The organism is Prosthecobacter sp., assembly GCF_020439865.1.
Lineage (GTDB): Bacteria > Verrucomicrobiota > Verrucomicrobiia > Verrucomicrobiales > Verrucomicrobiaceae > Prosthecobacter.
In genome coordinates, this window is sequence record NZ_JAGRPF010000189.1 from 25,855 (window position 1) to 51,092 (window position 25,238).

Annotated in this window: 18 protein-coding genes and 1 tRNA gene; 11 read left to right on the forward strand and 8 right to left on the reverse strand. The window is 59.6% G+C overall.

Going from position 1 to position 25,238, the window contains the following annotated elements; all coding sequences use genetic code 11:
• The first annotated feature begins 37 nt into the window (after window positions 1–37).
• From KDL09_RS21050 to KDL09_RS21080, 7 genes are read left to right on the forward strand one after another with little or no spacing between them, the layout of a single operon-like run.
• Complete coding sequence (locus KDL09_RS21050; protein ID WP_294389482.1) at window positions 38–1,420, forward strand: sulfatase; 1,383 nt, start codon at window positions 38–40, stop codon at window positions 1,418–1,420.
• A gap of 50 nt (window positions 1,421–1,470) precedes the next feature.
• Window positions 1,471–1,725 (forward strand): acyl carrier protein, encoded by a 255-nt coding sequence (locus tag KDL09_RS21055; protein ID WP_294389485.1) that lies wholly within the window; start codon window positions 1,471–1,473, stop codon window positions 1,723–1,725.
• Entirely contained in the window at window positions 1,722–3,056 is a 1,335-nt protein-coding gene (locus tag KDL09_RS21060; RefSeq protein ID WP_294389486.1) for a hypothetical protein, read from the forward strand. Before KDL09_RS21055 ends, KDL09_RS21060 begins: the two co-directional genes overlap by 4 nt.
• Window positions 3,057–3,063: 7 nt before the next feature.
• Window positions 3,064–4,335 carry an FAD-dependent oxidoreductase gene (locus KDL09_RS21065; RefSeq protein WP_294389488.1) on the forward strand — a complete coding sequence of 424 codons (1,272 nt, stop codon included), beginning with the start codon at window positions 3,064–3,066 and terminating at the stop codon, window positions 4,333–4,335.
• Complete coding sequence (locus tag KDL09_RS21070) at window positions 4,332–5,702, forward strand: AMP-binding protein (protein ID WP_294389490.1); 1,371 nt, start codon at window positions 4,332–4,334, stop codon at window positions 5,700–5,702. The genes KDL09_RS21065 and KDL09_RS21070 overlap by 4 nt, the downstream gene beginning before the upstream one ends.
• A gap of 7 nt (window positions 5,703–5,709) precedes the next feature.
• Window positions 5,710–6,999, forward strand: a complete 1,290-nt coding sequence (locus KDL09_RS21075) for a tryptophan 7-halogenase (protein WP_294389493.1) — start codon at window positions 5,710–5,712, stop codon at window positions 6,997–6,999.
• A 12-nt stretch (window positions 7,000–7,011) separates the two neighbouring features.
• Window positions 7,012–7,758, forward strand: a complete 747-nt coding sequence (locus KDL09_RS21080; RefSeq protein WP_294389495.1) for a CAAX prenyl protease-related protein — start codon at window positions 7,012–7,014, stop codon at window positions 7,756–7,758.
• Between the two features lie 13 nt (window positions 7,759–7,771).
• On the opposite strand, the gene lpxD is transcribed toward KDL09_RS21080, so the two are convergent.
• Together lpxD and KDL09_RS21090 are read right to left on the reverse strand one after the other, a co-directional pair.
• A complete protein-coding gene (gene lpxD / locus KDL09_RS21085; RefSeq protein WP_294389497.1) occupies window positions 7,772–8,806 on the reverse strand; it encodes a UDP-3-O-(3-hydroxymyristoyl)glucosamine N-acyltransferase in 1,035 nt (344 codons plus the stop codon).
• 72 nt (window positions 8,807–8,878) lie between these two features.
• Window positions 8,879–10,132: a homoserine dehydrogenase gene (locus tag KDL09_RS21090; protein ID WP_294389499.1), complete on the reverse strand. Its 1,254-nt coding sequence runs from the start codon at window positions 10,130–10,132 to the stop codon at window positions 8,879–8,881.
• Between KDL09_RS21090 and KDL09_RS21095 the strand changes: the two genes are divergently transcribed.
• Together KDL09_RS21095 and ggt are read left to right on the forward strand one after the other, a co-directional pair.
• Window positions 10,125–10,640, forward strand: coding sequence for a PEP-CTERM sorting domain-containing protein (locus KDL09_RS21095; protein WP_294389501.1), 516 nt, complete (start codon window positions 10,125–10,127; stop codon window positions 10,638–10,640). The two genes, KDL09_RS21090 and KDL09_RS21095, sit on opposite strands and share 8 nt — an antisense overlap.
• 76 nt (window positions 10,641–10,716) lie before the next feature.
• On the forward strand, window positions 10,717–12,378 hold the full coding sequence (gene ggt / locus KDL09_RS21100) for a gamma-glutamyltransferase (protein WP_294389503.1): 1,662 nt from the start codon (window positions 10,717–10,719) through the stop codon (window positions 12,376–12,378).
• Between the two features lie 9 nt (window positions 12,379–12,387).
• Here ggt and KDL09_RS21105 read toward each other — a convergent pair whose 3' ends face one another.
• The 5 genes from KDL09_RS21105 to KDL09_RS21125 form a co-directional block, all read right to left on the reverse strand.
• The gene (locus KDL09_RS21105) at window positions 12,388–13,626 is read right to left on the reverse strand and encodes a response regulator (RefSeq protein ID WP_294389505.1); all 1,239 of its coding nucleotides are present in this window, start codon (window positions 13,624–13,626) and stop codon (window positions 12,388–12,390) included.
• A complete protein-coding gene (locus KDL09_RS21110; RefSeq protein ID WP_294389506.1) occupies window positions 13,623–14,714 on the reverse strand; it encodes a HAMP domain-containing sensor histidine kinase in 1,092 nt (363 codons plus the stop codon). The genes KDL09_RS21105 and KDL09_RS21110 overlap by 4 nt, the downstream gene beginning before the upstream one ends.
• Before the next feature lie 3 nt (window positions 14,715–14,717).
• Window positions 14,718–16,196 (reverse strand): sulfatase, encoded by a 1,479-nt coding sequence (locus tag KDL09_RS21115; protein WP_294389508.1) that lies wholly within the window; start codon window positions 16,194–16,196, stop codon window positions 14,718–14,720.
• 70 nt (window positions 16,197–16,266) lie between these two features.
• Window positions 16,267–18,039 carry a polyprenyl synthetase family protein gene (locus KDL09_RS21120; protein WP_294389511.1) on the reverse strand — a complete coding sequence of 591 codons (1,773 nt, stop codon included), beginning with the start codon at window positions 18,037–18,039 and terminating at the stop codon, window positions 16,267–16,269.
• Window positions 18,040–18,203: 164 nt separating this feature from the next.
• A complete protein-coding gene (locus KDL09_RS21125; protein WP_294389513.1) occupies window positions 18,204–19,328 on the reverse strand; it encodes a tetratricopeptide repeat protein in 1,125 nt (374 codons plus the stop codon).
• Between the two features lie 450 nt (window positions 19,329–19,778).
• Between KDL09_RS21125 and KDL09_RS21130 the strand changes: the two genes are divergently transcribed.
• Window positions 19,779–20,657, forward strand: coding sequence for a PEP-CTERM sorting domain-containing protein (locus KDL09_RS21130; protein WP_294389515.1), 879 nt, complete (start codon window positions 19,779–19,781; stop codon window positions 20,655–20,657).
• Window positions 20,658–20,678: 21 nt separating this feature from the next.
• On the opposite strand, the gene KDL09_RS21135 is transcribed toward KDL09_RS21130, so the two are convergent.
• A complete protein-coding gene (locus tag KDL09_RS21135; protein WP_294389517.1) occupies window positions 20,679–25,013 on the reverse strand; it encodes a protein kinase in 4,335 nt (1,444 codons plus the stop codon).
• Between the two features lie 148 nt (window positions 25,014–25,161).
• On the opposite strand from KDL09_RS21135, the gene KDL09_RS21140 reads away from it, so the two are divergent.
• Window positions 25,162–25,235: transfer RNA gene (locus KDL09_RS21140), tRNA-Gly, on the forward strand.
• Window positions 25,236–25,238 lie beyond the last annotated feature (3 nt).

Genomic DNA, 25,238 nt, shown 5'->3' on the forward strand with positions numbered 1-25,238 from the left:
TGATGGAACGGCGCCTGCGGAACGTTTTCGCTCGGTCATGACACTCGCACGCTGTTTCCTCTTCCTGAATCTCCTGCTGGTCTCTGTTACCAGCGCGGCCACGAGACCGCACATCGTGATGTTCCTTTCGGACGATCACAGCGCTGAGTTCACCGGCTGTTACGGCAACAAGGCAGTTCGTACGCCGAACATCGATGCGCTCGCGACGCAGGGGATGCGCTTCACCAACGTCTTTGCCGGATCGCCCACCTGCGCGCCCTCGCGATCCATTCTCTACACGGGTCTTCACTCCTTCCGCAACGGCGCGATGGGCAACCATACGCAGTGCAAGCCCGGCCTCAAATCGCTGCCGCATTACCTCTCCGCACTCGGCTATCGCGTGGTGCTCGCGAACAAAAGCCATGTCGGCCCCAAGGAGGTGTTTCCTTTTGAGATGCTTCAGGCCACGCTGCCCAAGGATCCCACCATTGCACGCCGCTACCGCATGGAAGGTCTCGACACCCAAAAGGTCGACGCGTTTCTCGCCAGCCACATGGCCGAACATCCTGAGCAGCCGCTTTGCCTCGTGCTGGCCGACAGCGGTCCCCACGTGGTCTGGGAGAAAAACAAGATCTACGATCCTGCCACACTGCCGCTGCCGCCGATCCTCGTGGACACACCGATCACGCGTCAGGCATTCGCAAACTACTTCCAGGACATCACCACCGTGGACAAACGAGTCGGCGAGGTGCTGGCGTCGCTCAAATCACACGGCATGGAGCCGAACACGCTGTTCATCTACACTTCCGACCAGGGCGCCGAATGGCCGCACTGCAAATGGACCGTCTATGACACCGGCCTGCGGGCGCCCTTCATCGTGCGCTGGCCGGGACAGGTGAAGCCCGGCAGCACCAGCGATGCGCTGATTTCGTTCACCGACGTCCTGCCCACCTTCATCGACGTCGCCGGTGGCAAACCTCCCGAGGACATCGGCGGCAGCAGCTTCCTCGACGTGATTCAGGGCAAAAGCGCTACGCATCAGGAGTTCATCTTTGCCACCCACACACGCGACGGCGACATGAACGTCTTCCCGCAGCGCTGCGTGCGCGACTCACGCTTTAAACTCGTGCTCAATCTTCTGCCTGAGAACCGCTGGACCACGCACTTCACCAAGGTCATGGATGTTCCCGGAAGCCACGGCCAGGTCTATGGCTCCTGGCTTGAAAAGGCGAAGACCGATCCTGCCGCGGCCAAACTCATCGCCACCATTGAAAACCATCCGCGCTGGGAACTCTACGACACCACCGCCGATCCCTACGAGCTGACCAATCTGGCCGCCGATCCGGACAACGCCCCGCGCATCGCCGCTCTCAAAGCCCGGCTCGTCTCATGGCTGCAACAGCAGGGAGACGCCGAGGCGCTGGCGGCCGCGGCGAAGTAGCCGCTCAGAGCATTTGCGTCTCCTGCCGCCTGCGTGCATAAAAAGCGCGCATGTCCGCCACCGCCGATATCTCCCCGAACACGATCATCGAACTCGTGCGCGAAACCGTCCTGCCCGATCTGCCGGCAGATTTTGGCGCGGAGGCGGATTTCTTCGAGTCGGGTCTGGATTCGATGGGCGTGATGCAGCTCGTCATGTTTCTCGAAGAACGATTCTCCAAAAAGGTGGAACCGACGGAGCTCAGCCGGGCGAATTTTCGCAACGGGAGCACGCTCGCGGCTTTGGTGAATGGAAAGGCCGCATGAGCACCGCCACTTCGCAGTTCCCCATCACCGGCACGGATGGATTCGTGGTCGCGCTGGATCATCTCTCGCGCGCTGCCGACGGGCGCGGTCTCGATGCGCTTAGCCAGCTCGATGTCACCGGACAGCCGGATGAATCACGCCTGCGCTGGCTGGCCGCCGAACTGCCCAAGCGCATGCCGCTGCTGCATGCGACGCTGCGCAAAGACGGCCTCTTCGCGGTGCCGTATTGGGAGTGCTCGAATGATGCGAGCCCGATCCCGATCGAGTTTCATCGCGTTCGCGGTGTGGACGGCCCCGAAGCCTCCGAAATCGAGTCGATCTCCGAATTGCGCACGCAACGCATGCAAGGACACCGGCGTATCTCGCTCGGCCCGCCGCACATTCGGTTCGATGTGGTGCGCACCGGCGGTCAATCGTGGTCCATCGTGATGAACTGGTCGCATCTGCTGCTCGACGGCACGGGTGTGGAGCTGCTGTTCAAGCACATGAACGAGCTGTGGCTCGATCCACAGGCCGTTTCACCGCAGCAGCCGGTCATCACCGACGAACGTCCATGGTGGAAGTTGTTTCAGGAAAGCGAGGCCTGTGGCCGGCATCTCATCACGCTGGGCGCCGAGCCGTTTGTATCCGCGAGCAAGGGCAGGCTCGTTGCAGGTCGTCGCTGCTGTTTTTGGGAGACGTTTTCACCCGAGGAGACGGCGAAAATCAAAGTCACGCTCGGCAAGATCGGCGGGGACATGATGCGCACCTTTTTCTACGCCGCGCTCGCCGCACGCTGCCATCAGGCGGTATTTCATTCCCGAGGCCAGCATAAACTCTCGTATGCGGTGCCCATGCCGGTGCAGCAGCGGCCGAAAGATGCGAATGGCAAAGCCGCCGTGTTTCAAAATCACATGGCGATGTTCTTCTTCATCCTGAAGGAAAGCGACCTCGCCGATCTCGGCACGGCCAGCAAGGCGCTCATGAAGCAGCACATGGAGCATTTGAAATTGAAGCGCCACCTGTCCTTCGACGCCATGCAGCTTCTGATGCGCCGCATGCCGGGCAAACTGATGCTCGACATGGTGCGTCTCGGCCAGCACGGCGAGATCGCGTCGTTCTACCACGCCTACACCGGCAGCTTTGGCGAAGGCATGACCACCTTCTGCGGCGGAGAGATTGTAAATGCCATTCACATGCCCACGCTGTGCGCACCGCCCGGCAGCGGCCTGTTTGTCTCCGAATGCCGCGATCAGCTCACCGTGACCGCGAGTTATCTCGATTCCTGTTTGAGTGATTCAGAGGCTGATCTGATGCGGGAACGCTGGCGTTCTGATCTTCTCGGTGAATGATGCGGCCATGAATCCGGACGTTCTTGTCATCGGTGGTGGCAGCGCAGGCGTGGCGGCGGCAATAGCCGCGGCGCGTCAAGGCGCGGACACGCTGCTGGTCGAACGCCACGGTTTCCTCGGCGGCGCGGGCACGGCATCGCTCGTGCATTCGTTTTGCGGTTTGTATGAACTGCCGCCGGCACCCGATTCAGCACCACGCGTGGCCAATCCCGGCCTGCCAGCGGAGCTGGAACGTGAACTGCTCGCTCAAGGCATCGCTCATGACCCGCTGCGTATGGGAAAGGTCGATGTGTTGATGCACCAGCCGCAGCGCCTCGCTTTGTTTTACGATCAATGGTGCACCAAGCAGGTGAATTTGAAGGTATTGCTGCACACCGAGATTGTTGCGACCGTCGTCGAGTCCGGCCGCATCACCGAAGTCACGCTGCATTGCCGTGGTGCTTCGTGGAACCTTCATCCGCGTTCCATCGTCGATGCCAGCGGTGATGCGATGCTGGCGGTGCTGGCCAAACATCCCTGGGAGCATCCACCGTCGAAGGAAATGCAGCGCCCGGCCTACATCGTCGGCATCAACAACGTCGCGGCCGAAGCCCTGGGCGGAGATGAACCGTTGAAAGTCGCTGGAACGATTGCGAAGGCCATTCAAGAGAAGAAGCTGCCACCGGAAGCCGCGGGAGCGCATTTCCGCAGAAGCGGTGCTTTGAACGAAATCTTCCTCACACTCGACCTTCCTGGCGATTCACCGGAATGCGCCTTTGACTCCACCGATGCACGCAGCTTGACCTGGATTGAGATGCAGGGACGTGAAGTAACCTTCGCAATTGTCGATCATTTGCGGGCTTCACTCGACGGATTCGCCAACGCTCGCATCACCACGCTGCCGGTGCGTGCGGGCATTCGCGAAAGCCGGAGCTGGATCGGTGAAAGGGTTCTGACCGAAGAAGACATCCTCGAGAGCCGCCGTGACGAACAAGCCGTGGCGAATGCGACGTGGCCGATTGAACTGCGAGAAACAGCCCGCGGGCCGCGGTTGCTTTATCCGCGTGAGCCAAAAGCCTGCGGCATCCCGCTCGGCTGTCTGCGTGCGCGTGATTTGCAGAATGTGTTCGTCGCCGGACGCTGCCTTTCCGCCACGCATCGCGCTAAGGCAAGCATCCGCGTCATGGGAACAGCCCTGGCGACCGGACAGGCCGCAGGAATCGCCGCCGCAAGCATTGAACCAAACACCGCAGCCCTTGCGCATCAGGTGCGGCAGGTTTTAAGCGATCTAGAAGCGTGAACATCGTCGAACTCATCTTTCAACGCGCCACAGCCGCCGCCAATGCAGTGATCAGCACGGAGCTCAGACTCACATTTGGCGAGCTGGAATCACGCATGAACACCTTTGCGGCACGCATGAGTGCGGATTCAGCATGGCCAAAGAAAAACCGCCCGCGCATCGGCCTCGATGCACCAAGTGGCGCGGACTACATCGTCGTGGCGCTGTCCATTCTGAAGCAGGACGCCTGCTTTGTGCCGATTCCCGCCGAACTGACTGCCGACGAACGCGCACAACTCACAAAGTCGACGGCGCTGGATGCCATCGTGTTTGCCAAAAGTGCCGAGGACTTTCGGATCGAGCCAGTGACGCATGATTCGCCGCCCGCGTTCGATGAAGCGGCGCTCGAAGCCCTGAATCCGGCGTTCATCCGCTTCAGCAGCGGCACAACCGGCGCATCGAAGGGCATCGTCATTTCACATGAGACGCTGCTGGCGCGCATCACGGCGGCAAACGAAGGCCTGAGGATTGGAGCACAAGATCGCGTGCTGTGGGTGCTGCCGATGGCGCATCACTTTGCCGTTTCCATCGTGCTTTATCTCTACCACGGCGCCACGACGATCCTCGCACCGGCGAGCGACCCGAAGGTGATGATTGAGATGGCTCGCGAGCACGGTGCAACCGTGATGTATGGATCCCCTTATCATTACACGATGCTCTCCGGACAGCCGGATGCGTCCGCACTTGGCTCATTGCGGCTCGCAGTGTCTACGGCGTTCGCATTGACGATGGAGGTGGCCGAACTTTTCGCCGACAAAACGGGACTGTACCTCACCCAGGGCATGGGCATCATTGAAGCCGGTCTGCCGATTCTGAATTTGGAGCATGCGGAGGACAAGCCGACTTCCATCGGCCAGCCGTTGAAGGCGTTCCAGATCAGACTCGATGACGGCGAACTCCTGCTGCGTGGTCCGGGTGTTTTCGATGCCTATCTAACCCCGTGGCAGCCGCGTGAGACCGTGTTGCGCAACGGCTGGTTCGCCACCGGTGACATCGCCGAAATGGACGAGGACGGATGTCTCTATCTGCGCGGTCGCGTCCGCAGCGTGATCAATGTTGGCGGCCTCAAGTGTTTCCCCGAGGAGGTTGAGGCCGTTTTGTGCACCCATCCAGAGGTGAAAGCAGCACGTGTCACCGCCAAAACACATCCCGCGCTGGGTGCCATGCCCTCGGCGGAAATCATCCCGCAAAATGCGGCATCTCCACCGACAGCGCTCGAATTAAGAAAGCTTTGCCAGGGACGCCTCTCCGCCTACAAAGTGCCCTTGTTCTACACGTTTGTTTCCGAACTGCCGCTGACTGCGAGCGGCAAGCTCCGACGCTACTGAAGCCCCCATGAAACGATCCCCACGAATCGCCATCCTAGGCGCCGGCCCGGCAGGCAGCGCCCTGGCCGCCCTGCTGGCCCGCCAAGGCATTCAGTCCGTCGTTTTCGATGATGAAAAGCGCCCTGCTCTGCTCGTGGGCGAATCGCTGATCCCGGCCATCGTGGCGATTTTACAACGCATGGGCATCGAGGACCGCGTGGCGGCCATCGCGCAGCACAAGCCTGGTGCCAGCTTCGTGCACCACTGCGGCACGCGAATGGATTTCAATTTCATGTCCGTCAAAGGCCACCTGCCGACTTACGCCTACAACGTGCCGAGGCCTGAGTTTGACGATGTGATCAAAGAATACGCGAAAGAGCTCGGCGTGAAGTTTGTAAAGCATCGCGCAAACTTGGTGGCACATCCCGGCGGCAAACCGGAGCTGGAACTTGATGCCACTGCACTCGAAGCAGGCGGCTGGCGTGATGGCGACAAGCCCGCGCTCGTCGTCGATGCGAGCGGACGCTCACGCACTTCTGCAAAGCTGCTCGGCATCAAGGCCGAAATGGGACCGCGCAGAGACACCGCGCACTTCGCACATTTCGCTGGCATCGAACATCCGTATCCTCAGGGTCAGATCGCCGTCATGTTTCACGAATGGGGCTGGAGCTGGCGCATTCCTTTGCGAGATCGAATGTCGTTCGGCATCGTGATGAACCCGAAGTCGCTTCCGGATTTCGGCGCGAACGGCGAAGAGCGCCTCGACAAAGTCCTGGCGACCGACAGCGTGCTGGCTCCGCTCGCGGCAAACCGCCAGCGAGTCAGCGATGCATACACTTATACCAACTACCAGCTCCTCTCCGACCGTGCGCATGGTTCGGGCTGGGTTTCGATTGGCGATGCGTTCGGTTTTGTCGATCCGATGCTCTCCCCCGGCGTGTTTCTCGCTCTCGATGCTGCGGAATCGCTCAGCGCCATCTTTGCCAAGCATGGCGCCTCGTTGCTCGATCATCCTGACAGTCTGACTAAGGAACTGGGACGTTATGAGAAGCGCCAGCGCGCATGGCATGAGGCATGGCATGAACTGATTGCCTATTTCTATGACGGACGCATTGTGGCCTTCTACGAACGCGGCATGCAGCTGAAGACAGATTATCCCGGACGATTCAGCAACATGATGGAGGCGATTTCATCACGTACGCTGGCGTTGATGGCCACGGGAGCCACAACAATGTCCGCTTGGAGCCGCGGCTATCTGCGCAGTTGCTCAAAGTGGTTGCTGAACCCGCAGCGCGCAAAGGAACTGGCGTTGCCGTAACCCGCTTTACGCATGATTGCGCGTCTGCTCGCCTCCCCCACAGCTGCGCACGTGCTGCCACTGGTTCTGTTCACTCTCCTGAACTCCGTCCCGGGCCTATTCCGCATCGAGAATTCCGAGCTGCCATGGCACGTGCGTGCTCCGGAGCACTGGGTGTATCCGCTGCAAACCGTGCTCTGCGCGATGGTGCTCATCCTGTTTCGCAAGCACTATACCTTCAAGCCTTGGCGTGGGCTGGGCCTTGCCTTCGCACTTGGGATCGTTGGGATTCTTGTCTGGATCGCTCCGTCGCTGCTGCGGGACAGTCTGATCCAGAACGGCCATGCGCCTGCGTCCTGGTGGGACTGGCTCGGGCTGGCGGAGCGCAATGAAGGATTCGACCCGACCATCGCGAAAGACTCCTCTTGGTTGTTCGGCGCCGTCGTTGTCATGCGTTTTGCACGCATGGTGCTGGTGGTGCCGTTTGTGGAAGAACTGTTCTGGCGCGGTTTCTTGATGCGTTTCCTTCTCACAGAAGACGGCCGCTTCGAACGAGTCGCATTCGGAACACACCGCCGGAAAGTGTTCTGGATTGTCACCGTGGCAGTGATGCTGATTCACAACACAGAGGACTATGTCGGCGCGTTCGTGTGGGGATCGCTGGTGTATTTTCTGGCCGTGCGCTCGAAGAGCCTAGGAGCCTGTGTGTTCATGCACGCCGTTGGCAATCTGGCGCTGGGACTCTACGTGATGAACACGCAGCAGTGGGGCTTCTGGTAAACGGCCTTTGCTTTCAAGAGGCCTCTTTGCCGATCTGCGCTTCGAGTTCTTTCACCCGTGCCAGCAGCTGCGGCAGGCGGTTCACATTGGCGAGACGGCGTTTTTCCTGCCCCGCAGGAATGGCCGGAAAACCGAGATACGTCTGACCGGCCGGAAGATCACGCGTGACGCCACAACGAGCGGCCAGAGTGCTCTGCGAACCGACATTCACATGACCTGCGATACCCACCTGCGCCGCTATGACCACGTAGTCGCCAATGACCGCACTGCCGGCGATGGCGGTGCAGGCCACCACGATGCAGTGTTTGCCGATCACGACGTTGTGGCCGATTTGAACGAGGTTGTCGATTTTGGAGCCTTCGCCAATCCATGTGCGGCCAAAACGCGCACGATCCACAGTCGAACCGGCGCCGATTTCCACATCCTTGTCGATCTGAACAATGCCTGCCTGACGGACTTTACGATGGCGTCCCTGACTGAACTCATACCCAAATCCGTCCGCGCCAATGACCACACCGGAATGCAGAATGACTCCGCTGGCGAGGATGCACTCAGCATGCACGGTGCTGTTGGCAAACATCTTGGAACCGTCACCGATGCTCACATTCCGCCCGACGAAGCAACCTGCGCCAATGGTCACCTCGGTTCCGAGCTCCACTCCAGCCTCGATTACCGCATGCGGACCGACGGACACGCGTTCGGGATCGAGTTTGACCGAGGCGGCAATGGTCGCGGTGGGATGTATCCCGGCGGCAAACGGCTCCGGCTGGAATCCATATGTCTCAACGATCAGTTCAAAGGAGCGCGAAGGGTCCTCCACAGCAATATAGGCGGCCTGGGGAGGCAGTTCAGCATAGTCGGCCGGCACCAGCACCGCACTGGCCTTGGTGGCCAGGAGACGCTCATTATAACGGGTGTCATGGAAGAAGCTCAGGTCCCCTGGAAACGCTTCCTTCAAGGACGCAAATCCCGTGATCTCAAGTCCAGGATCCCCGTTTTTTAAAGTACCGTCCACGAGGACGGCGAGGTCCGAGAGCGCAATTTTCATGACTCCCACGCTCCCACGTTTTTAGGCCGGGTTCCATTTCAAAATTCAAGAGAACGTTTTTATCCGCCGATTTCAGCCCTGCAGCGTTTCGACGCGCATCCAGCTCGGCTCCCCACGCACACACTTGAGCTGACTGATGGCGGCGAGAGCCAGCTTCATGTCCCCAAGACGGGCGTCATGAATCATGAGCACCAAAGATGTTTCGCCGCTGGTGTCTTCCAAATCTTCCGGTTGAATCATCGAGGAAATGCCAATCCCACGTTCGCCAAGGGCGGTGGCAACCTGGGCAAGAACACCCGGAACATCATCCACAGTCAGCCTCAGATAGTAGTGAGAGACCGTGTCCTCCACCGGCTTGGATTTGCCGTAGAGGCCGTGCGGCACAAAGCCACTGTGTCGTGCACCATGCATGAGCACGGCGGCGGCTTCGCACAAGTCGCTGATCACGCTGCTGCTGGTCGGGTCCTGACCGGCACCACGTCCATAGAACAACGTTTCTCCAACGACATCCCCATTGACCAGCACTGCATTGAAGGCGCCACCAACGCTCGCCAGCACATGGGACAGGGGAACAAGTGTGGGCTGCGTGCGCACTTCGACGAGCCCGTTTTCGTCCGCACGGATGACGGAGAGCAGCTTGATCGTGTAACCGAGACGGGCGGCAAATTTGAAGTCGGTGATGTTCACGCGGTCCACGCCTTCCACATGCACCTTATCCTGCGGAATCCAGAAGCCGTAGCTCAGCGAGGCAAGAATGATCGCCTTGTGCGCCGCGTCCCAGCCGCTCACGTCGAGCGTCGGGTCCGCCTCGGCGTAGCCTTTTTCCTGCGCCTCACGCAGAGCATCCTCATAACTGAGCCCGGCCTGCGACATGCGGGTGAGGATGTAGTTGCAGGTGCCGTTGATGATGCCGTGGATGGAACGGATGTGGTTCCCGACGAGACCTTCCTGCAACACCTGGATGATCGGGATGCCGCCGGCGACAGCCGCCTCGAAATAGATCGGCACGCCGCACTCCTCGGCCAGGGCGAAGAGTTCCTTCCCACTCTCGGCCAGCAGCGCCTTGTTGCCTGTGACGACGATTTTTTTGGCCCGCAGTGCCGCGGCGACCATGTCGTAGGCGGTGGTCGTGCCTCCGATCAATTCGACGATCACGGGAATGGTCGGATCATTGACGAGTTCCTTCCAGTCCGTGGTCAGAATCCCGGTCGGCACCTCCACATCACGGGGGCGCTTCAGATCTCGAACAGCCACCCGGGTAATGCAGAGTTCCGCACCGATGCGTTGGGTGATGAGCGCCCGATTCTTTTGGAGATTCTTGAACACGCCAGCCCCCACATTGCCTAAACCGGCCAAGCCTATGTTAATGACGCGAGGAGAACTGACGATGGACATGATGGATGAAATGCCGGGATGGAGGGGCGGTAGTCATGGCGGAGACGGGATGAACTCGCAAGCGAGAAGGCAGGAACCCGAATCCTCAGATAAACACCTAATCGATGCCAAGCGAATCGCTGATAATGAACAACATGCATCGCTTTTGTCTCCAAAAAAACCTTGTCGAAACCCAGCCACGTCTGGTAAACCATCACATAATTCAGTGATAACACGTTCCTTTAGCTACTGGTTTGTTTGCGGTGTCATCGCTATCCTTGCGGTCGAGGTGGCGGAGGCAGGCATGGAGCCATCATTCACCCTGCCCGCGGAAGCGGCCAGTAGCGTGCTACCCGTACCCGAGCCCGGGCGTGCCATTTTGCTCTTCGCGGGGATCATGGCCATGGCTTTCACCTACCGTCGTGCCTGGCTGGGGTGGAAACGCGGATCGCAGTCCTGAAAAAGCCCGTCTAGCCATCTTTTCGAGGAGGCGTTTTGATTCGACGCCGTAAACGTGTCCGGCTAGCATCGCCGCCATGAAAGCACTGATCGCGCTCGTTCTGCTCGCCACCTCTGCTCTGCGAGCCGCCGACGCTTCGTTTCCCAAATTCGCCATCGCCACGGTGCACCCGCTAGCCACCGAGGCAGGTCTCCAGACCTTCGCAAAGGGCGGAAACGCAGTCGATGCGGCGATCGCAGCGGGTCTAACACTTGGTGTTGTCGACGGGCACAACTCAGGCATCGGCGGAGGGTGTTTTTTGGTCATCCGTGCCGCCGATGGTGCCGTCACCTGCATCGACGGTCGTGAGATGGCCCCGGCGAAGGCACATCGCGACATGTATGTGATCAACGGCAAGGTCGATGAAGAGGCGAGCAAAACCGGACCACTGGCCTCGGGCGTACCGGGCTACCTGAAAGCCTGCTCTGCCGCCCAGAAAAAACACGGCAAACTCCAACTCGCCGACGTGCTCCTCCCCGCCGCAGAGATCGCGGAAAACGGTTTCCCGCTGGATGATGTCTATGCCCGCAAGCTCGCAGCCACGACACCCAAACTGGCCAAGTTCCCGTCATCGGCAGCCATTTTCCTCAAAGACGGCAAACCACTTGGAAAAGGCCAGATGCTTGTGCAAACCGACCTCGCCGCCACTTATCGGGCTGTAGCCGCAAAAGGCATCGAATGGTTCTACGAAGGCGAATTCGCCAAAAAAACCGAGGAATGGATGATGGCAAACGGCGGCATCACCACCGCCGCCGATTTCGCGAACTACACGGCGCCCGAGCGCGAAGCGATCCGCTCCAAGTATCGGGGCTATGATCTCATCACCATGCCACCGCCGAGCTCTGGAGGTGTGCACGTCGCCGAGATCCTCAACATCGTCGAACACTTCCCCATCCGTCACTTCCGCGCCAGCAGCCGCATCCACGTCATCACGGAGGCGATGAAGCTTGCCTTCGCGGATCGTGCCTACTGGCTTGGCGATCCTGATTTCGCCAAGGTGCCGCGCGGACTTGTCGATCCTGCTTATGCAGCCGAACTGGCAAAAAAGATCGACCTCGACCACACCACCACCGTATCCGGTCACGGCATGCCGCCACACTGGGAAGGCGACATCTTCGGGAAGCATACCACATTCCTCTGCACCGCTGACGCCGAAGGCAACTGGGTGGCTCTCAATCAGACGATCAACACGGGATTTGGCAGCAAAGTGGTCATCCCTGGAACCGGAGTGCTCATGAACAATCAGATGGACGACTTCTCCGTGCAGCCGGGTGTCCCAAATGCGTTCAAACTCATCGGCGCCGAAGCCAACGCCGTCGCCCCCGGCAAACGCCCGTTGTCCAGCATGAGCCCCACGATCGTTCTTAAGGACGGCCAGCCTGTCATCGCCACCGGTGCCGCCGGTGGCCCGACCATCATCACGCAGGCGTTGCTGCTGCTCACCCACATTATCGACGACGGCATGCTTCCCAGCGAGGCGCTCGCTGAACCGCGTTTTCATCACCAGTGGAACCCTGACGAACTGAAGATCGAAAAGTCCTTCGGAGAAAGCACGCTCAAACAGGTCGAAGCCCTGGGCCACAACCTGGCCCCCAGCTCAGGCTTCGGCGCCTGTCAGGCGATCTACTTTGATCGCGAAAAGAAGCTCTTCTACCCCGCCCATGATCCGCGCATTCCCGGCAAGGCGGACGGACGGTGAATTTAAAGGTCACTCCTCCCTCAGTTTCCGCCGGAGCGTCGCGCGATTCATCTTCATCGCCGCCGCCAGTCGTGTCGGTTTGCCGTCGAAACGCTTCAACAGCGTCTCCAACATTGCCGATTCCACCGTTTCGAGCAGATCGTCATAGGCAGGCATTGATTCATCCTCGCCGGTCGTCTTTTGATCGAGCCACGCGGCCAGGCTGCGCTTCATCGTGTCTTCGAGGTGATTGGCGTCGTCGGCGTTGACGATGCCCGCGGGAAGATGATGCGGCAGAATGGTGCTCCCGCCACAAACTGCTGCCGCATGCGCCATCGCAGTTTTCAACTCACGAACGTTGCCAGACCATGCGTGCGCCTTGAGCGCAGCCAGCGCTTCGGCGGACAAAACGTGATCACCAAGGAATGACGACGCCAACGCTGGAATGTCCCCCGTGCGTTCCGCGAGCGGCGGCAGCGTCACTTGCAGCACTGCGAGCGCGTAAAACAGATCTTCACGCACCTCAGTTAATTCGCGACTGGCCGTGCTGAAGATTCGCGCCTTCAAATCGCCCAAGCGATGCATCAACACCGCCTGCAGCGGCTTTGAGAATGTACCAATCTCATCAAGAACAAGCGCGCCGCTGCCCGCTTTGGCAATGGCATCGTCCAACGCGTCCTCCACAGCGTCCGCGGGCCACTCATCGGCGCGAAACACCACCAGCGGCTCCTTCGCACGAGCGCTGTGGCGATGAATCACCTGCGCGGCCAGGCTCTTGCCGCTGCCGGGAGGCCCTTGCAGCAAAACCGGCGTGTCACAGCCGCTCGCCTGCGCGATCGCAGCAAACGCCTGCTGCATCGCCTCACAAAAGCCGATCATGGTCGTTTCGGCTGTCGATTCTATCTTCGCGGGAGTGAAAACCTCACGAATCGTCCGCTGGACAGCGGCGAGATCGAGTGGTTTGAGAAAGTACTCGCGTGCGCCGAGGCGCCGAGCCTCCAATGCCGTATCGAGCGTGCCGTGCGCGGTGATGATGACCACGGGTGGCGGCATCGGGAGAGACTGAATCTTCTCCAGCACCTTCAGTCCGCTCATGTCCGGCAGGCCGACATCGAGAAGGACGAGCGCAAAGTCCTGCGTGCCCAGCTTGTCAATGCCACCCTGTCCACTCGCAGCGACCACCGGTGTGGCGTCGAGACGGCGCACCACCGTCGAGAGCGCGGCGGCCAGAGCATATTCGTCTTCGATGATGAGAATGGCGGCGTTCATGCGTCGGATGAGGGAAGTGACACGATGATAACCGCTCCGCCCTTGGGGTCATTTTTCATTTCAAGTCGTCCGCCATGCGCTTCGACGACGCTGGCGACAATATTCAGGCCCACGCCCATGCCGCCTTCCTTCTCGGTGAAAAACAATTCCGTGCCTCGGGCAAGTGCCGCATCCGAAAAGCCCGGACCGCTGTCGGTGAAACGAATCACAACCATCCTCTCGTGATTTTCGGCCTCGATTCGCAACCTGCCCCCACGAGGCATCGCCTGGATGCCATTCACGAGGATGTTCCGGAAAGCCTGTGACAGCCGCTGCGTGTCGCCTCTCACCCAAATCGGGCCCGCAAGACTGTTTTCGACGCTCACACCCGCATGCTGTGCCTGCGGTTCGAGATTCTGCGCCACAGCACGAACGCATTCCCCAACATCAAGCTTCGCAAGCTTCGGCGGCAGCGGATTGGCGAGATGCAGCCACTGATTCACCAAGCCTGCGATCACTTCAGATTCACTCGCAATAAGTTTCAGCGCCTTGGCGTCCTCCACATTCTCCGGTGTCATCAACTGCGCATGCAGTTGAATCGAGGCGAGCGGGTTCTTGATGTCATGCGCGAGACTCGTCGCCACGCGGCCAAGCATCGCCAGACGCTCGGACTGCGCGCGTTTGATGCGTTCCCGTGCCAGCAACCAGCCCACGAGCGCCGAAACGAGCCAGAATACGATCAAAGCGTTCCGCGTGGCCGGATCGCGCATGGAAAGCTGTGACGCGACAGGTTTGCGCGTGAAGAGCATGTCGTTCTTGTCATCGAGTCGGATGACAAGCGTGTCTTCATTCTCGGCCATCCCCTTCCCTGCCTCGCGGAACTCGATGTGTTCACCGACCAACCGTTCCAGATCACGAGCAAGCCGTTCGCTGCGCGGAAGATTCATCTGCCGCACAAACTCCGCATCGGCCTGCGCCAAAGCGTGAAACAGCCGGTTTGACTCCTCGCGCTCGCGCTGCCGCAACCAGGCGAGCAGCAGCAACGATCCCACGACGACAAACGAGAGGAATGCGAGGCCGAAGCGCCAGGATTTGATCAGGGACGACACGCTTTACGGCTCGGGCAGCGGAGCGGTCTTATCAATCGGTTTGTCCTCCCACACGGCCTCGCGCGTCTCGGGATCGTAGGTCAGGACGCGGCTCTTGCTTCCGGGAACCGGGCCTTTGTCGATCTTGGGCAGCCATTTCGCCAGCTCGGCTTTCTTTTCGGTGTAGTTGGAGTCTCCAGCAAGGTTGGTCCACTCGTTGGGATCCTTTTTCATGTCGTAAAGTTCCTCGCTTCCGTCGGCGTAACGAATGTAGCGCCAGTCCTCCGTGCGGATGCCGTGGTTCCCCTTGTTGTGCGTCGTGATGGCGGGCCATTCACGTGGCGCGTTCGCATCTTGAAGCTGCGGAACAAGGCTATGCCCCTCGAGATCGCTGCGGGCGGGGAATTTGGTGAGCGCGAGCAGCGTCGGAAAAATGTCGAGCAGTTCAGCGGGTCGGTGACACACCTGCCCTGCTTTCACACCAGGACCGGCGAAGACAAGCGGCACCTTGGTGCTGCGGTCCCAGAGGGTGTTTTTGCCGGAGATGAGTTTTTCGCCGAGGTGCCAGCCGTGATCTCCCCAGAGCACGACGATCGTGTTTTCTGCACGGCCCGTGACTTCCAGCTGGGCCATCAAACGGCCCACCTGGCTGTCCATGAAGCTCACACAGGCGAGGTAAGCGCGAACAAGAGGCTTCCACTCGTTGTATTTGCGCAACGTGCTCAGGCGAGGTTCGGGCAGTTTCCAATGCAGGAAGTCAGCGAACTTCGGCAGATCGTCGCGATCATCTTCTTTAACCGGCGGCAGCTTCAACTCGTCCATTGGATACAGATCAAACCACTTCTGCGAGGCGAAGCACGGCACGTGAGGCAGACGAAACCCAGCAGCGATGAAGAACGGCTTGTCCGCAGGTGCACGTTTCATCGCATCGATGGCGGAGTCGGCGATTTTCCAGTCGGCGTTGTCCTCGTCCTTTTCAGGAAACACGCCCCAGTCCATCGCAGGATGACGATCTGGACCGGGAAGATTCGCGATGGGCTTCGGAGGACGTGGCATCGGGCCGCGATTGCCCCATTCGTTGAACTCCAATTTCTGATCGCCGCCGCGCATGGAGCCGTCATGATAGATTTTGCCGGAAGTCGAGGTGAAGTAACCGGCCTGTGTGTAGGTCTGCGGCAGGGTGACGTGGTTTTTCGTCTGCTCGACCTCACGAATGCCCGGCGACAGACCACAGATGCCTGTGCTGGACGGACGCAGACCCGTTAGCAACGAACTGCGTGAAGGATTGCACAGCGGTGCCTGGCAATGCGCATTGGTGAAAAGCGTGCCCCGTTTTGCCAACGCATCGATCGACGGCGTCTTCACCTGCGGGTGACCACCCATGCAGCCGATCCAGTCGTTTTGATCGTCGATGGCGATGAACAGGATGTTCGGACGCGAATCGGCGGCGTGAACGAACGAAGCGACAAACAGAAACGCAAGGCAGAGGCAGGACAACTTCATGGTCGCCTTCAAACGAAGCGAGCATGATCAAACTCACAGTTTTATGCCAACGAATCGCTGCAAATCCTGATCACGCGTCCGCAACCTTCGGCACAAGATGCTCGGCCGCCTTGGCAGCCTCCGCGAGAACCTCAGGGTTCAGGTTCTTCTGCTCGAACTCACGGCACCAGCCCTTGATCTCGAGTTCATTGAAGATCTTCCCGATCACACGGCGCAGAAGGCCTTTCAAATTCGGCAGCTCCACTTCCTGAAGCGAACGAATGGCGACTTCCTTGTAGCTTTCGAGAAGCGTCATCGCTTTTTCATGCGCTCCGCTGTCGAGCGCCCACTGGCGGATGGTGGCGTTGTCGGGCTTCGCAGTCGAAGCGCCGTTCCATAGCGCTTCCATCTGCTCCTTGACCTCACCTTTGCCCTTCTCGCGCAGGAGCGAGAGCACGATGCTCGGACGCATGTTCCATTCATTGTCCGCAGCGGAGTCTTCACCAAGATCGTCGAGGTCGTCGCGAATCTGGTAGGCGATGCCGAGGTTTTCGCTGTAGGCATGAAGAACGTCAGCGCATTCGTCGAGCTGGCCGGCGAGTGCGGCTCCGACTTTGAGCGCGACTTCAAACGCTGGCGCGGTCTTGCTGCGGAAAATTTCGAGCACCTGCGTGCTGCTGAGTGCGACAGGATGACGTGTCCAGAGCAGTTCGGCGCCCTGGCCGATGCAAAGCTCGCGCTGGCCTTCGGCGGCGACCAGCAGTGCGGCGCTTCGAATGTGCGCGGGAGCGTCGTTGTCAGCGAGAAGTCGGTAACCTTCGCCAATGAGCAGGTCGCCGATGTTCAGCGCGACCGGAATGCCATGCTCGGTGTGCAGCGTGGTCTCGCCGTAACGCTCGGCGTCGCCGTCTTCGATGTCGTCGTGAACGAGCGAGGCCTTGTGGAAGATTTCGACAGCGATCGCGGCTTTTTTGACCGTGTCCGAGATCGGACCTTCCGGGTCTTCACGCAGCGCTTGGTATGCAGCAACAGTGAGGAACGGACGCCATCGCTTGCCCGCACGTGCGAGCCATTCACGTGCGATGTCGTCGCTGTGCCCACGAGACGGCCCCATGAGCGTGTTGAGTGATTCCACGGTGAACCAGGTCTTTACCTCGTCGTGAAGCGCGTTGAGGTTCAGGCGGCGGGTTTTGTCATCGCTGGTGAGATGGATGTAGTCCCAGACCCAGTCAATATCGACAACGGTGTCGATGCAGTCGTCCTGAAGAAGAGGAACGGCCACAGCGGGAATGGCAGCGGCCTCGACATACGGGAAAGTGCGCTCAAGAACAGGCAGGCAGGAAATGCCCACGATGGCCTCGATCTTGCCGGTCTGGATGAGCGACATCACGATGGCGCTGCCTTCAGCGACGAGGACGGCGTAGCCGAGTTTCTCGGCTTCGTTCTGGAAGTCCTGAATGGAGCACAGGCCGCACTGCTTGCAGAGCAGGCCGAACTCATCAAAGGGCGCAGGGCATTTGCTTTCAACGCGCAGGCACTTCGGCATCAGCAGCAGGCGCTTTTCGAACGGCACGGTCGCCAGCGACTCGCGCCAGGTCTCGTTCGCAAGCAGCACCCCGACGTAATCCCGATGAATCTTGTCGATGGCATGGATGGCGAGGATTTTGTCCGTGTGCTCCTGCAGCTCATTGAGCGGCACCGGCGGGACGAGTTTCTGCTCCTCTGCGTAATTCCTCACCCAGGTGAGGATTTGGTCACGGTCCTGTTTGGTCTGCGGGATGTTCTTCTTCGGCTGACGGAGACGACGATTTAAGCCCGGGATGGGCGGCGGAAGAGAAGCAGCACGAACGGCGACGGTGGACATGAGAGGTGGGGCGGGAGGCGGATGCCAAAGGTGAAATGGTGAGCGCTTTAACCGTGTGAGAGGGACTTGGTCTTGCAGATATTGCGGTCAATCATGCGGATCTTGCGCCACAACTCGGAACGAGTGTGAGAAGGATGGAGTTGCGAAAAGGTCGGGCCTCGTCCTTAAACGACCGTTCCACGACCGCTCTTGGGCGTGGATTTTTTAGGTTTCGTCTCCGGCAGGCCCTCATCTTGAAGAATTGTGTCCTGCGGGAGGGGTTCTGCGCCCTCCTCGCCCTTGGGATCCGGTTCAGCAAAGGGGGTCGCCTTCTGGTAGAGCTTGAGGCGGCTGGAAAACTCATCCTGCAGCTTTTTGCGATCCTCCGCAGGCAGGTCTTTGTCCTCATCGAGCAGCGTGATGCAACGTTTCTGCCAGAGTTCCGCCTCTTTGAATTCGCCGTTGCGGGCGAGAGCGGCGGCCATCGTGTCGATCATCTCATAGGGCTGCTCATCGCTCTGCACGACCTCTGCGACGAGTTTGAGCGCACGCCGTGCAAGCAGGACGGCGCTTTCACCATTGTGCAGATTGTCTTCAGGACAGGTGGCGAGAAACCAGGCGAGATTATTCGATGCCCATGGATCTTCGGAACGTGCTGCACGCCGATACCATGCACCGGCGCGCCGATAGTCCACCGGTACTCCCTGACCGGTGTAGTATAAGTTCGCGAGGCGCGTCATCGCGGGCACGTAGTCCAGTTGTGCCGCCTTCAAATACCAGAGGGCTGCCTTCGCAGTGCTCTTTGCGACGCCATCACCACGCTCCAATTTCGCGGCATAGGCGGTCTGCGAGGGCGGATTCCCCTGATCAGCCGCCTTCTTGAACCACTCCGTGGCCTTGGCCGTGTCTTTCTGCACCCCTTTGCCCTCCTCATACATCGCGGCAAGGCTGTGCTGCGAAAGAGCGAAGCCGAGTTCGGCCGACGTGCGATACCACTCCGCCGCCTTGGCGAGGTCTTTTTTCACCCCGACCCCGTCCTCATAAAGGGTGCCCAGCACATGCTGCGCACGCAGGTGCTTCTGCTTGGCGGCCTTCTCGATCGACTTCACGCCTTCTCCGAGGTTCTTCTTCACACCTTCCCCTGTGATCATGCGCAAACCGAGTTCAAACTGCGCGTCCGCATCGCCACGATCCGCCCAGCTCCGCAGCTCCTTCTCATCCACCTGCTGCGCCGGGAGAGACGCGGGGGCCCAAAGGGCCAACGAAAGAAGGCAGATCAGAAGGGTCAAATGGCGGAGCGTTTGCTTCATACGGGACGAAACTACGTCCGGCAGGGAACGTCTCAACCATCAAAATGCAGCCGCCCCGTAAATTGACGGCAAGACTGCCACAACGATGCTCATGCCAGACGACATCCAGCACAAGCCCGGGTGAACGCCAGTGAATGCAGCTATGCAGACCAGAGCGGGATGGCTTGCCGAAAAGCAGCAGGATCGCCCATGCACCTTCTCTTTTTAATCTTGAAAAAGGTTCCGACATCCCAAATAATTCGCACTCATGAAGGCGAATTTCGCTCGTCTTATTGCAGCGGCAGGCATGATCCTGCTATGGCGGGCATTTATACGATATGTGAGCTCATTAGAGGTGGATTTTCTCGTCCGATGCCATGCCTCTCTCTACCCCAGCACCACCAGTCAAATGGTGGCCTTGATGCCACGCTATGCCGAATCATTTCCATCAGCCACTCAAATATGAAAATCATGCACTCCAATCATCATCCACGCTGGATGCCCACAGGTGCCCTGACATCTGTCCTCTCGTTGTTCCTGATACTGGCGACCCTTCCGCTGCAGGCTTCCGTCACCATCACTGACTCATTCACCAATGGCGGCGTGCATGCCGACGGCACGCCCTTGAACGGAGATTCCGTTGAGTTTTCCAGCAGCGGCAGCTACACCTGGACCGCAGGGTCAACTGGAGGCGGCGGCTACAACACCAGCGGAGGCGCCGTATACACAAACGCTACCGGTGCCAATCCTGGCCCGGGCGGGGATACAGTCACACGACTGGCCTGGGTGGACAGCCCGGTGCTGGGAAGCGAGCGGGCGGTGCTTTCCTTGGACGTGACTCAAACCAACAACCCAAGCACGGTGTCCTGGTCGTCCATCAGCTTGTTTGACAATCCAGGCGCCACCTTTGATTCGGCGGAATGGAACACAGGAGTCGTCACCCTGCGGTTGATGAACACGGGGGAGTACGAGGTGCGGGGCCTTCACTACGGTTTCAATTCCCAGGATCTGATTACCGCGGGTTCCCTAGCGCCCGGATTTAACGTCGGCGGCTCCAACAACCTGCTGCTCGACTTTGACAACGCCACCAATCTGCTCAGCGCCTCCATCAATGGTGTGTCCGTTTTGTCGTCGGTAAATCCCTTTGGTAGCGTTGCCAACCCTGGCAATGGCTCGTACGAGCCCAACATTACTGCTGCGGGCTTTCACATGTATGCAGGCGATGTTTATGGTTCATCCGCGGACAACTTCAGTCTCTTCATAACTGACGCCGTCCCGGAACCGGGGCGCGCCCTGCTTGCATGCCTGGGGCTTACCACGTGTGTGCTGCGACGCAGGCGGACGACTTGATTCAGAGCAAGTACTGCCGTCCTAACGCCCGATCTTCAAATCAGGCCGCGCCTTCTTCGCAGCCTCGATCGCCGCGGGAGTGATGTTGGAGTTGTAGAAGAAGAACCTTTTCAAGTTTGGCATGGCCAGAATGGCCGGGAGGACCGCGTCAGTGACCTGGCAATCATAAAATGAAAGCGAGCGCAGCGACTTCAACGCGGCCAGTTCCACCACCACCGAGTCATCTGCGGGACCACCGCCGAAACTAAGGCTCTGCAACGTCTGAATGCTGGCGAGGGCGCGTGCTCCCTGCAGGCCGGGTTGCCGCTCCAAATAGAGGTCGGTAAGCTTCAAAGGGGCGAGATGAGCCATGCCTGCATCCGTGATGGTTTTCCCTTTGATGTAAAGCCTTCGCAACATCGGGAGCGCAGCTTTCGCCAGATCACGCAGCCCCTCGTCGGTTATGTTGCAGGGAGGATTGCCTCCACCACCGCCGCAGGACAGTTCCTCCAGTTCCACGCAGCCTGCCAGCACATCCAAACCCGCCCCTGTAAAGTCAGCAGCCGACACATTGAGCTCCCGCAACTTCTTCAACCCTGCCAGATGCGGCAGGCACGCGCTGGTGATCTTGGTGCTACTCAGGTTGAGCACTTCCAGCTTCGTCAGCTTTTGCAAAGCTTGAAGGGAATCATCCGTGACACTTGTGGCACCCAAGTTCAGACGTGTCAGTTGCATTAGACCGGCCAAGTTCGCCAGACCCGGCCCCTGGACACCGCGGAGCCCCCCGAGGTCAAGATGCTCCAACGCCGACATGCCTTTGATCGCAAGCAGACCTTCGTCAGTGACCGAACTGCCGCTCAACCCCAGATAGGTGAGCTTGGTGCAATCCGCAAATCCGAGGAGCGCCTTGCTGTCGCAGCCAGGATTCGAGCGCAGGTCCAGGCTGCGAAGGTTCTTGAGCCCCCCCAGCCGGGCCAGCGCCTCCGGGGTGAGCGATTTCATGCTGTTGAGGACAAGCGTCTCCAGGTTTTTGCACCGCAGAAGGTGATCCACACAGCTGGGCTGCAGACCGACATCCACGCATTCGATCTCCCGCAGACTGTCCGCGCTCGAAGCCAGGGCCGCCAGCCCGGAGCCGGTCACGTTCGGCAGACGATTGAGGAGCAAAACCTCCACGTCGCGCAGTCCGTTGAAGCGCGTGAGGTCATCGTCCGTGATGGCCGCGCCTGCTTTCGGCTGTGGGTTCAGAATGATCCGCTGGATGATGAAACGCCCGGATGGCAGGTTCTTCGTGTCTCTGTTGACTTCTCCGACGCCTTTCACGCTGACCGAGCCCCCGACGGAAATCAACCACTCGGCCGTTTTGCGCCAGGAACTGGACGATTCCACTGGTACGGCCGCTGCGGAAGCAGTTGTTGTTGTGCCAGGAGTGACTGGCGCAGCGCTCGCTGTGGCCGCAGAAACGACCACCAGCTCCGAACGCCGTTTCACCAAATCATCCCAAACCGTTTTCACCCGCAGGGCATCGTCTATCTTGTTATGCTTCGTCAGCTCGACCTGAAACGCGCCGAGAGTCCGGTCGTACGCATCAAACAAAGGCGCGGCTGCATCACCACGCTGTCTCGCGTAGCCTGCCTCCGCCCCACGCCAGGTAGCCCGCAGTTTTTTCAGGGCCTCCGGCAATGAATCGAGATCCTCCGGTGGCAAACCTTTTCCATCGGCGATGCGCTGCTTCTCCCCACGCAGGATCACCGCGTCTTCCAGTTTTCCCGCCTTCGTCGCGGCGGCCAGTTCTCGATCCAGTGCAGCGACATAGCCGGTGTTGAGCTTTGCGACCTGTGCCTTGTAAGCCGCGCCTGCATCGCGCTCAACGGCCGCCTGAAATTTGGATTCCAGATCAGCGAGTTTGAGAGATACGGGGTCATTGGCCACCGGCGCAACGGATGCCGGAGGCATGCTGGCGGGTGGTGCTGAAGTCGGCGTGGCCACAGCCGGAACCACCGGAGCATCTTTGGAGGCAAGCGAACGGACGACCAGATTCCGGTAGGCCACCTCACCAGCATTCGCCTGAAGCACCAGACGGCCGGAGCGACGTTTGAAGTCAGGCTTCACCGGCAGCTTCGCTTTTGCAAAAGCATTGGCGAATCCGGGGCTGTCCACGTCGTAGCTGCAAACACGCTGGCCGTTGATCCAGTGCTCGCGTTTCGAACCGTTGACGACAAGCTTGGCGGTGTTCCAGTCATTCAACTTCGTCAGTTCCTTCGAAGCTCCCTGAATGCCATACAATCCCCCTGACCAGGTGGAACCGGAGTTTGCCTTGTCGGCGAGCTGCATTTCCGGCGCCTCGAGTTCGTTCGTGCCTCCCACATGGAAAAACAGTCCGCCGTTGCCCCGCGGACCCACAAGCCACTCCAATTCCACCTCCATGTCCCCGCTGAACTCTTCTGGAGACCAAAGGGTCGTGCGCTGCGTCGTGCGTGCCTCGGCAGCGCTGAAGGTCCACGACTTGTCCGCTGTGGCTCCACCGGGACCTGTCCAACGCGCCCACGAACCATCCGCAGCTACAGCAGGCCGGCCCCCGGCTTCCCGCAGCACCTTTGCCTCGCCATCGAACACCCGCAGCGTCCACTGCTGCACAGCATACTTGTCCTGCTTCACAAAAACCGAGGTCACCGGCTGCTTCGGAAATGCGGGGTGCTCCTCCCCTGTTTTTCCGAGTGATTCGATGTCGCCGGTCCAATCAACGAGCGGGTTGCCTTTCACATCCAGCCGTTGAATGAGAATACGATCCGCGGCTCCAGGCTGATGGATGACGCGAATGGAAACATGAACCTCACCGTCCGCGCTTCCCCACCACGCGCCGCCATCCTTCTCATTGAGCACTTTGCGTCCCGGCGCATTGAGAACAACAGGCAGAATGCGCGACTTCCCCAGCGGAATATCCACATGAATTCGGTCATTGCCGCTGTGCTTTTTCGCTTTGAATTCGATCTCGTAGTCCGTGCAGTCGATCGCCACGGGTGCAGCGAGTTTTCCTGCTTTGCCATCAGGCTGGTACACCAGTTCTCCCCCTTCCCGCTTCCATTCGTTCTTGGCGATCATCCCCACAACCGGCACGCGATCCATCTCAGGATCGGTGAGGGCGAGAAGGTCGAGCGTTTGTTTCGCTGCGCGTTTTGGCAGAGGCGGCAGTGAAGAAGCAATGGTGGGCGACGACGTCGGACCAGTCTTCGGGACAGGCTTGGGGGAAGCTACAGGCTTGGACGCTGTGGGGGCCGTCGCCTTCTTGGCCTGAGGCGACGGCTTCATCAAGACATAACCTCCGATCGCCATGACCGCGGCGGCTCCCAGGCCGATGACCAGGCCCTTGCCGGACTTTCTCGGAGCGGACGACGGAGTCTGCGGTTCTTCTACAGGTTTCTGCACCTGGCGTTGAGGCGCGCCTTGAACGGGCTTCTGCGCTGTATGCGTGGGGGACACGGGCGTTTGCTGAGCCATGGCCGCGCGAGGCGTCGTCAGGATGGTGTCCAGATCCCTGCGGAGATCCATCGCACTCTGATAGCGCGTCTCCCGGTCTGTCTGCATCGCCTTGCCAATGATCGCATCAAAACGCGGATCTGTTCCCAGCTTCACCCCCGGCATAGTCCACATCCCACGCGGAATCTCGCCGGTGAGCATCTGGTAAAGCATCACGCCAATGGCATACAAGTCGGCCCGTCCGTCCAGTGGGATGCCGGGAATGAGTGCCTCAGGCGCCACAAAGTCCGGCGTGCCCATCGCCATGTTGGTTTTCGTCAGACCGCTCTGGTTCGGGTCATTGGCCTTCGCGAGTCCAAAGTCGGCCACCTTCACCGCGCCCTCCATGTTGATGAGGATATTCGCCGGTTTGATGTCGCGATGAATCACCCCATGGTTATGCGCATAAGCGAGTGCATCACAGACATGCGCCGTGATGGACAGCGCGTAGTTCTCCGGCAGCCTGCCCTGCGCAGCGATCATCTTGGACACATCCGTGCCGTCGATGAACTCCATGACGATGTAGAGCAGCCCCGTGTTCGTCTCGCCGAAGTCATACACGTTGACGATGCTCGGATGGTTCATCTTCGCCATCGTGCGAGCCTCGTTCTTGAAGCGTTCGGCGAACTGCGCGTCCGTGTCATCGATCAGGTCACCCGGCAACACCTTGATGGCCACGGGGCGGTCCAATGTGATCTGCACCGCCTTGTAAACCGCGCCCATGCCGCCACGGCCGAGGAGCGAGACAAACTGATACTGCGGCAGCATCGCCTGCATGTCTTCCAGGGAAGGAGGCTGCCAGCCTGTGGAAGGCTTGGAGCCCGATCCCGGGCGCGGGGAGGATGAAGGGACTTCAGACATGACTGCAAACGTCCAAACTGATCGCGGGAATTAGAGTAGCGCTCGTTCCATGCCCGAGGCGAGAAATTTTTAAGCCTGTCCCTAACAATGCAAACTGAGAGCCCTATTTGACAATCCCCCCCCAACATCCATCCTTCAGCCCGCTTTCGCGGGTGTAGTTCAATGGTAGAACACGAGCTTCCCAAGCTTGATACGTGGGTTCGATTCCCATCACCCGCTCCACTC

Bases quoted from the DNA above. Each gene is read 5' to 3' on its own strand.
- KDL09_RS21050 (WP_294389482.1), top strand. From the start codon at position 38: ATGACACTCGCACGCTGTTTCCTCTTCCTGAATCTCCTGCTGGTCTCT.
- KDL09_RS21055 (WP_294389485.1), top strand. From the start codon at position 1,471: ATGTCCGCCACCGCCGATATCTCCCCGAACACGATCATCGAACTCGTG.
- KDL09_RS21060 (WP_294389486.1), top strand. From the start codon at position 1,722: ATGAGCACCGCCACTTCGCAGTTCCCCATCACCGGCACGGATGGATTC.
- KDL09_RS21065 (WP_294389488.1), top strand. From the start codon at position 3,064: ATGAATCCGGACGTTCTTGTCATCGGTGGTGGCAGCGCAGGCGTGGCG.
- KDL09_RS21075 (WP_294389493.1), top strand. From the start codon at position 5,710: ATGAAACGATCCCCACGAATCGCCATCCTAGGCGCCGGCCCGGCAGGC.
- KDL09_RS21080 (WP_294389495.1), top strand. From the start codon at position 7,012: ATGATTGCGCGTCTGCTCGCCTCCCCCACAGCTGCGCACGTGCTGCCA.
- lpxD (WP_294389497.1), bottom strand. From the start codon at position 8,806: ATGAAAATTGCGCTCTCGGACCTCGCCGTCCTCGTGGACGGTACTTTA.
- ggt (WP_294389503.1), top strand. From the start codon at position 10,717: ATGAAAGCACTGATCGCGCTCGTTCTGCTCGCCACCTCTGCTCTGCGA.
- KDL09_RS21105 (WP_294389505.1), bottom strand. From the start codon at position 13,626: ATGAACGCCGCCATTCTCATCATCGAAGACGAATATGCTCTGGCCGCC.
- KDL09_RS21115 (WP_294389508.1), bottom strand. From the start codon at position 16,196: ATGAAGTTGTCCTGCCTCTGCCTTGCGTTTCTGTTTGTCGCTTCGTTC.
- KDL09_RS21120 (WP_294389511.1), bottom strand. From the start codon at position 18,039: ATGTCCACCGTCGCCGTTCGTGCTGCTTCTCTTCCGCCGCCCATCCCG.
- KDL09_RS21125 (WP_294389513.1), bottom strand. From the start codon at position 19,328: ATGAAGCAAACGCTCCGCCATTTGACCCTTCTGATCTGCCTTCTTTCG.
- KDL09_RS21130 (WP_294389515.1), top strand. From the start codon at position 19,779: ATGCACTCCAATCATCATCCACGCTGGATGCCCACAGGTGCCCTGACA.
- KDL09_RS21135 (WP_294389517.1), bottom strand. From the start codon at position 25,013: ATGTCTGAAGTCCCTTCATCCTCCCCGCGCCCGGGATCGGGCTCCAAG.